Source organism: Chitinophaga sp. (genome assembly GCF_036569185.1).
In the GTDB taxonomy this organism is placed as follows: Bacteria; Bacteroidota; Bacteroidia; order Chitinophagales; family Chitinophagaceae; genus Chitinophaga.
On the sequence record NZ_DATCRD010000132.1, the window covers coordinates 1 to 6741 of the forward strand.

Consider the following 6741-nt stretch of genomic DNA (forward strand, 5'->3'; position numbering starts at 1 on the left):
GTTCCTGTAAATCGATTTTAATTCTTTTACTTCAGTAGTTTTGGTAACGCCCAATAACTTCCTGTAATCAGCAATTTTACTCATAATGTATTTATTCAAAAAATAAACAGGCTGATCATTATGAGCAGGCTACCATTTATCTTACCCGAAAGCGCGCAAAGTTACGCTTTTTTACCTGCGCGGCAAGGATTTATTTAACCTTACGGGCAGAGGGTTGGGGCGGTATGCACGTCTTATATGCATAAAATCACCTATTTTACTGCTTCGAAAAACCGTCTTATGAGATTATTGTTATTGTTAACCACGTTGCTGTATTGTTTACCCGGCCATGCGCAGCAACTGGATTCACTGAAATACCCTAATGGTTGGCTGTATTATCATACATATGGGAAAGGTGCTCCTGTGATCGTGCTATCCGGCGGTCCGGGTAACTCCTGCCTGCAACAGGAAGCAGTGGCCATTGAGCTGGGAAAACACTACCGCGCTATTTTGCCGGAACAGCGGGGTACGGGCTTGTCTATCCCCGTGCCGTTCGATTCTACTACTATTAACCTGAAAGAGGCGGTGGCCGATATTCAGCGGCTGCTGGAAAAGGAAGGCATCTCCAGGGTGGTTATTTACGGCCATTCCTGGGGCGCTATGCTGGCCATGAGCTTTGCTGCGGCCCACCCGGAAAAAGTAAAGGCGCTGGTGCTCGCCAACCCTGGCTACTATAAGTTTTCGGCCGATTTTATGACTACGCACATGAATAACCTGCGGGCAAGACTGGGCGTACAGGACCTGGAAACAATGGAAGCGCTGAATAAGAAGATCGAAGCAGGCAAGGCGGATGGAAAAGACAGCGCGTTGTTTAACCGTACAGTACGACTGGCATACATTTACAACAAGGCGGACATCGACAGCCTCATGGCCAAAATTTATATTGCCAAACCCAATGTCCGTATGCAAACACTGATGGTAACAGACCTTCAGCGGGTACATTTTGATCTCAGCAAAAAACTGCCCCGGTATAAAGGCCCCATCACGGTGATAGGCAGCCGCCAGGACCCGCTGGCTTTTTATACCTATGAGCTGCAGGGCATACGCCCGGGTATACAACTGCACTGGATCCAGGCGGCCGGGCATTTCCCGATGTTTGAACAACCCGCTGCGTTTAACCAGGTATTGGAAAAAGCAATGACTGCCGCCGTTATACGTCCATAAACTCCCAGGCGCTCTGGTAGGCATTCTGGCGCTCTGCATAGCTGATAAAGCCGGCATAGAACGCCAGCTGGGAAAGCGTGCCGCTGTCGCCTATCACTACCAGTTTTTTGCGCGCCCTGGTCATTGCTACATTCATCCGGCGGATATCTGATAAAAAGCCGATTTTATTTTCCGTGTTGCTGCGCGTCATGCTGATGTATACAATATCGCGTTCCTGTCCCTGGAAACTGTCAATAGTGTTCACGGAAATTTTATCGGCATAGGGCTGCAGCAATGGAGAGTGCTGTAGTTGCTCTTTTAATAATTGTATTTGTTGTTTGTAGGGAGATATAACTGCCACCGTAGGAAAGTCTTTCGGCTGGTAATGCGCTCCCAGCGCGGTAACCAGCTGGGTAAGATGTTTGAAAACGAAAGCAGCTTCCTCGGGATTGGTGGTGCTGGTACCATCCGCCTGCTCATCAAAACCACAGCCGGCGGTATCTACAAAGCTGAGGGGGCTGTCGCCGGAAAACAACAGGCGCCCGGCCACAGAGGCATGCGCCTTTAATTTATCTTCGTAAAAGATATTGGAAGAATATCCCATAATGGTGGTGTGCATACGATACTGTTCTTCCAGCAGCGTTACGCTCTCCGGATGCAGGGCAGTACACTTTTCCAGCAGGGTGGTACTGAGGCCGTTGCGGGCAGCTTCATCCGATTTGATGGTAGGTGGCAACTGGCAATGGTCGCCGGCAAGGATCACCTTCTGTGCTTTCAGGATGGGGATCCAGCAGGCAGGTTCCAGCGCCTGCCCGGCTTCATCTATTACCACCGTGTGGTACTTCAGGTTTTTTACGGTATAGTGATTGGCGCCCACCAGGGTAGCGGTGATCACCTGCGCTTTGGAGATCAGGTCGTCGATGATATACTGTTCCGTATTGCCCACTTCTTTCATGATCTTGCGGGCCTCGTCGAACAGGGCTTTGCGTTGTTCCCTTTCGGCTTTACCAAAATTGCGTTTGTATTTATGGGCCATATCGCGGAATTCATTGGCCTGTTTTTTCAGTCGCTTGATTTCTTTGATACTGGAATGTTCGGATATTTTACTGTCGAGCGTAAGCGCTGTAAGCCGCTCTGACACCCGCGCGGGGTTACCTACCCGCAATACGTTCAGTCCTTCGTCCGACAACTTTTCGCTGAGCAGGTCCACTGCGGCATTGCTGGGCGCTACCACCAGTATTTGTTGCTGGTCCTGTTTGATCAGCGCCTTCACGGCCTGTACCAGGGTAGTGGTTTTTCCCGTTCCCGGCGGGCCATGTACAATGGCCAGGTCGCCGGCAGATAATATTTTATTAACGGCCGATTGCTGAGAGGCATTCAGTGAGGGATTTACATACGGGGTAATATCCGGATGGAATACGGGTTTTTTCTGCCCGGTGAGGATCTGTATCAGTCTTCCTTCCTGTGCTTTATCCTGCAGGGCATCCGCCTGTTTAAGGGCGTTCTGCATTTCATCGTAGCTGTTGTCATCAAAAAGCAGGTCGATGCCCAGTTTGCCGTCGCTGGCCCATTCCGGCAGCTCATCGGTGCGCAGGGTGATTTTCAGCCGGTTGCCACCCTGGTAGGTAATGGTGCCATCAAGATGGTCCTGCTTTGGATCATGATTGGAGAATAAAGTGGCAGCGGCCCCAAACCGCAGCTGATGCGGCAGGTCCTGGTGGGTGGTACGCTCTACTTCCACGGTGAGATAATCGCCCCGGCTCATTTCCGATCCCCTGATGGCAACCGGGTACCAGGTAAGGCCGTTAGCCCTGCGGTCGGCCACAGACGTGGATGCTGTCATTTCTTTGTAAGATCGCTGGTCTTCTTCCCGCTCTGTTTTCAGTAATTCAAGCTGCTTTTTGAAATAATCCATGGCGCAAAGGTAAGTTGTTCCTGAATTGTCGCAATCAACCATGAAGAATGTCGTATTCGACCAGCAGCAATGCCCGCAAATCCCGGTAAGTTTGTATCGTTAATCAATCAAAATTAAAAACAAAAAAATTAACTGTATATGGAAGCGCAAACACTTTATATGAGCACAAAAAATCCTTCTAAAGCCGCCAATGTGACCGGCTGGGTAATCACCATCCTGTGTGTACTTTTTCTACTGGTTGACGCCATCATGAAAGTCATCAAAAATATTTATTCCATGGAAGGCAGCGTAAAGCTGGGCTGGCCGGCAGAGCAGGTACAGGGCATAGGCATCGTGCTGCTGATCGCCACCATTTTATACGCCATCCCGCGCACGGCAGTGCTGGGCGCAATATTGGTGAGCTGCTACCTGGGCGGTGCGGTGGCTATTATGTCAAGAATAAATGAGCCTTACTATTTCCCGGTGGTATTCGGTATCCTGGTTTGGGTAAGCCTCTTCCTGCGTATCCCTGCACTGCGGGCGCTTTTTCCCATACAAAGCCAGCGGGCGTAATTGCCGGAACCTCAATAAGTGTCACTATATAAAAGAAAAAGCCTTTGTATTCCCTTGCGGTACAAGGGCTTTTTTATATGCCATAAAAAAAATGACCGGGCGCATAGGGGAACCGCTGTTGCCATGCGTCCAACATATAGAAGAACGATGATCATGGAATTACTTAAAAAATATTTACTCGTCACCTGTTTGGCTGCCATGGCCACTTTTACGGTACATGCACAGCAGGGTAATCATCCCGTTGGGAAACAAACAGCGCCGTTTCCCATTATCAATACAGATTCTCTCGCAAGGCCGTGGCAATGGCGCCAGTACCTGCAAACCGTAAGCGACAGCGCCAGTGGCAGAAGTGTTATTTACGGAGCATATCCATCTCATCAGCAATATCCGGCCATACCTAACTGGGAAGCAACACCCCCGTTCCGGTGGAATGATATTGCCAGTATCACCGCTATGGCGTTACTGGGCTATTTTATGTCGCGCTAGAAAAGATAAGTGCCTTCAGGAAAGGCATCTTTCAAAGTAAACTGTAGCGCTTAACCCATTGTAAGATCGAAGCAGATGTTAACCTCTTTTTAAAAAACAAACCCGTTTTTTAACCCGTACCAGTGTTACCAAATGTCCAATTTTGGCGGATACATAACATAACTGTATTTTCCGGTACTGATTTGCTTTTATGAAGAACTACCTGTTTGTAATATTCAGCTTCTTTTCTTTCGCCGCTTCCGGCCAGTCGCAACCCGGAAAATTTATCACCGATAAACGCAGCGGTTGCCAGGTATGGGTCAATGGCGGTTTTTCTCCCGCTGATAGTCTTACTATTTCCTGGAGCGGCGCCTGCAAAGCCAAAAAAGCGGAGGGCAACGGCACACTGATATGGTACGTTAAAGGCAACGAAGTATCGCGGTATGAAGGCGACATGAAAGCCGGTAATCCTAACGGACAAGGGAAGTATACTTTCCCGGGCGGCGTGGTACAAGAGGGAACCTTTGCACAGGGCGTATTGCATGGCTACGGCAAAATTACTTTTGGCAACACCGGCCGGAAACTGGAAGGCAACTTCACCAACGGGGAACTGCTGGATCTTGACAGCAGCTACCGGGAAAACCTGCATAAGAATATCGTCTCGCATAACGACAGTTCCGACATCTACATAAACGACAACAATGCAAAAGACCTGTTGTACTACGCCCTGGTGCCAACCGGGAAAGTGAAGGGCGTAATTGTATTGTTGCCGGGAACATGGGACCGGGTGGAATATGTGCTGAGCTGCAATAAAGCTTTATGCCAGCTGGCTTACGACCGCAATATCGCTGTGATAGTACCTTCGGTAAACCAGCGGCTTACATTGAATAAAGAGGTGCTGGATTTTTTAAATACGGTATTTCTCCACGCAGCAGAAAAGTATGCACTGCCCAAAGATAAATTTGTGCTCGGTGGATTCTCTATGGGTGGTCTTTTCAGCATCCGCTATACAGAACTGGCCCATATGGATAGTCAGCTTACGGCTATCCGCCCGGTGGCGGTATACAGCGTAGACGGGCCCATGGACCTGGCGCATATGTATGATACGGAGCAACGGTTGATAGCAAAAAATCCACAGGCGCAGGAGCCGCAGTATATCATCAACGAGTTTAAGAAATACATTGGCGGCACGCCCACGGATACACGTAAACAGTATGTGTATTTTTCCGCTTACTCCCGTGAAGAAAAAGACGGCGGCAATATTAAATACCTGGCAAAGGTGCCGTTGCGCATCTACAATGATGTGGACGTAAACTGGTGGCTGGAAAACAGGAATGCAGACCTCTATGATATGAATGCCCTGGATCAGTCGGCCGCCATTGCCACCCTGCAACGCCTGGGAAACAAACAGGCCGTTTTCATTAATGCCTATGGTAAAGGATACCGGCTCGATGGGGCCAGGCATCCCCATTCCTGGTCTATTGTAAACCCCGTTGATTGTATGCAATGGCTACAACAATACCTGGAGTAACGGGGTTGCTATTTTTATCATGTTAATGAATGTCTTATCTATAAAAAATCGTTTTATTTAAGTGTTGGAACATAAATAATCGGTTTATTATTATGATAATTGATATTTTTTTTGTTTGTTTATGCTTATAACATCTGAATAAGCGAAAATATTGAATATTATTAAAAAATATAATCAATCAGATGAACCTGCCATATTAGCCTTATTGAAAGAAGGCGATATGGGCGCTTATGAGGCCATTTACAATGAATACTGGCCCCGCTTATACGGATATGTTTACAACAGGTTAAAGAGTAAAGAGGTAGCGGAAGAGATCATCCAGGAAGTATTTTTCTCTCTCTGGAAAAAGCATAAGGAACTGCAGCTCACACACTCGCTTAGCGCCTACCTGTTCACCGCTGTAAAATACCAGCTGCTCAATTATCTCAAATCAGACCGCATCCGCAGGATCTATATCAGTAATCTTGCTCCCGGAGAGCAGTCGGATAATTCCAACGAAGAGCATATTGCTGCTACGGACCTGAAAAATACCATGGAGAAAGAAGTATCCCGCCTGCCGGAGAAATGCCAGCAGGTATTCAGGATGAGCCGTCATGAGCACCTTTCCATTACCGACATTGCCAACACGCTGAACATCTCGCATAAAACAGTGGAAAACCATCTTACCAAAGCACTCCGGCAACTGCGGATGGTGCTGGGCCATCATTTGTTTATTATTTTCCTGCTGATCGGGCAATAATTTTTTTTAAGAAGTAGGTGTTACTGTTTTCCCGGTGTACTTATCTATAGGGACACTATTCCCGGCCTGATTAAATACAAGTGCGAAAAACTGATGAACAACCAGGAACTTAAAAATTTAATCGAAAAATACCTGAATGGCACGCTGGAACCTTCAGAAGCAGCGGAGCTGGAGCAGTGGCTGGATGCAACCGGCGATGAACATGCTTTTGACTCCATGCCCGAAGCGGAAAAAGAAGCCGCCAGGAAGGAAGGCTACAACCGCCTGGTACAGCGTATCAATAAACACGGGCAACCTGTTGCGATAAAACCCTGGTTCCGTTACTGGAAAGCCGCGGCCTGTATTGCTGGTATTGTA

7 protein-coding genes are annotated in these 6741 nt (G+C 48.0%); 6 read left to right on the top strand and 1 reads right to left on the bottom strand.

The genetic code is table 11. The features are described 5' to 3' along the window. The first annotated feature begins 279 nt into the window (after positions 1–279). On the top strand, positions 280–1203 hold the full coding sequence (locus VIM72_RS09325) for an alpha/beta hydrolase (RefSeq protein ID WP_332002566.1): 924 nt from the start codon (positions 280–282) through the stop codon (positions 1201–1203). Here the strand turns inward: VIM72_RS09325 and VIM72_RS09330 are convergent. Then, positions 1190–3097 carry an AAA domain-containing protein gene (locus tag VIM72_RS09330; RefSeq protein ID WP_332002567.1) on the bottom strand — a complete coding sequence of 636 codons (1908 nt, stop codon included), beginning with the start codon at positions 3095–3097 and terminating at the stop codon, positions 1190–1192. The two genes, VIM72_RS09325 and VIM72_RS09330, sit on opposite strands and share 14 nt — an antisense overlap. A gap of 138 nt (positions 3098–3235) precedes the next feature. Here VIM72_RS09330 and VIM72_RS09335 point away from each other — a divergent pair, with 138 nt between their 5' ends. The 5 genes from VIM72_RS09335 to VIM72_RS09355 all read left to right on the top strand — a co-directional run. Next, entirely contained in the window at positions 3236–3649 is a 414-nt protein-coding gene (locus tag VIM72_RS09335) for a DoxX family protein (protein ID WP_332002568.1), read from the top strand. Positions 3650–3802: 153 nt separating this feature from the next. Beyond that, positions 3803–4135 (top strand): hypothetical protein, encoded by a 333-nt coding sequence (locus VIM72_RS09340; RefSeq protein WP_332002569.1) that lies wholly within the window; start codon positions 3803–3805, stop codon positions 4133–4135. A 190-nt stretch (positions 4136–4325) separates the two neighbouring features. Further along, positions 4326–5645, top strand: coding sequence for a hypothetical protein (locus VIM72_RS09345; protein WP_332002570.1), 1320 nt, complete (start codon positions 4326–4328; stop codon positions 5643–5645). A gap of 151 nt (positions 5646–5796) precedes the next feature. Continuing rightward, positions 5797–6384 carry an RNA polymerase sigma-70 factor gene (locus tag VIM72_RS09350; protein WP_332002571.1) on the top strand — a complete coding sequence of 196 codons (588 nt, stop codon included), beginning with the start codon at positions 5797–5799 and terminating at the stop codon, positions 6382–6384. Positions 6385–6477: 93 nt separating this feature from the next. Further along, positions 6478–6741: hypothetical protein (locus tag VIM72_RS09355; protein WP_332002572.1), on the top strand; the 264-nt coding region annotated here is incomplete at its 3' end.

What these genes read in the sequence shown, in the direction of transcription:
- VIM72_RS09335 (WP_332002568.1), top strand. Translation starts at nt 3,236, where the DNA reads ATGGAAGCGCAAACACTTTATATGAGCACAAAAAATCCTTCTAAAGCC.
- VIM72_RS09330 (WP_332002567.1), bottom strand. Translation starts at nt 3,097, where the DNA reads ATGGATTATTTCAAAAAGCAGCTTGAATTACTGAAAACAGAGCGGGAA.
- VIM72_RS09345 (WP_332002570.1), top strand. Translation starts at nt 4,326, where the DNA reads ATGAAGAACTACCTGTTTGTAATATTCAGCTTCTTTTCTTTCGCCGCT.
- VIM72_RS09340 (WP_332002569.1), top strand. Translation starts at nt 3,803, where the DNA reads ATGGAATTACTTAAAAAATATTTACTCGTCACCTGTTTGGCTGCCATG.
- VIM72_RS09325 (WP_332002566.1), top strand. Translation starts at nt 280, where the DNA reads ATGAGATTATTGTTATTGTTAACCACGTTGCTGTATTGTTTACCCGGC.